Source organism: Sandaracinobacteroides sp. A072 (assembly GCF_052616365.1).
This window is the reverse complement of the sequence record NZ_JBQXGU010000012.1, coordinates 1-787: the sequence shown is the minus strand read 5'-3', so window position 1 is coordinate 787 and position 787 is coordinate 1. Positions and strand designations below refer to the sequence as shown.

The window sequence follows — 787 nt, the reverse complement described above, 5'->3', positions numbered from 1 at the left end:
CTGAAAAGTCTGCTTTTCAAGTCCGATGATGATGGGTTGCTGGCCCGCTTCCTGCCCATCTGGCCCGAACCCGCGCCCCTGCGACGCCCGAAAGCCTGGGTGAATGAAGAGCTGATGGAAAGGGCGCTGGGGCGGCTGCTGACGCTCGACCTTGTGACCGATGGCGCTGGAGAACCGCGCCCGTATCTTATTCCCTTCACGGATGATGCCCGCGACCTGATGGAAGACCTCCGCGCGGTGGTGCGCGGCTGGGAAGCCGGGGCCGAAGGGCTGATGTTGTCGTTCCTCGGCAAGATTCCGGGCCTGACCGCACGGCTGGCGCTGGTGCTGGCCTATCTCAACTGGGCAGCCGATGAGGCCGAAGAGCCGCACGCAATCACGGCGCAGCATTTCAGGCGGGCGGCGCACCTGGTGGAAGCCTATCTGGTGCCGATGGCCCGGCGGGCCTATGCCGACGCGACGACAACAAAGGCCGAACGGGCCGCGCGGCGGCTGGTGGGCATTATCCGGCAAGAGGGCTGGCAGCGCTTTGCCTCTCGGGACGTGCTGCGACTGGACCGCGCCGGGCTTGGCAGTAAAGCCGAACTCGACCCCGCCTTGGCGATGCTGGAAGATGGTGAGTGCATCCGCCCCGTTGACCCGCCCTCGAACCCGCAAGGCGGAAGGCCCCAACGGTTGTTCCTAGTGAACCCGGCGCTTCATGGGGGCTGACATGACCCGATGGGTAGCGAAGGCGTGGCGACGGCTACCGGGAAAGGGGGTTTTGTCGGTTATGTCGGTTTTGTCC

Annotated in this window: 1 protein-coding gene; it reads left to right on the top strand. The window is 65.3% G+C overall.

The window, feature by feature from the left end:
• The coding region (locus ACUJ46_RS12565) for a DUF3987 domain-containing protein (protein WP_445390839.1) at positions 1-711 on the top strand (711 nt) is incomplete at its 5' end.
• Positions 712-787: the final 76 nt, after the last annotated feature.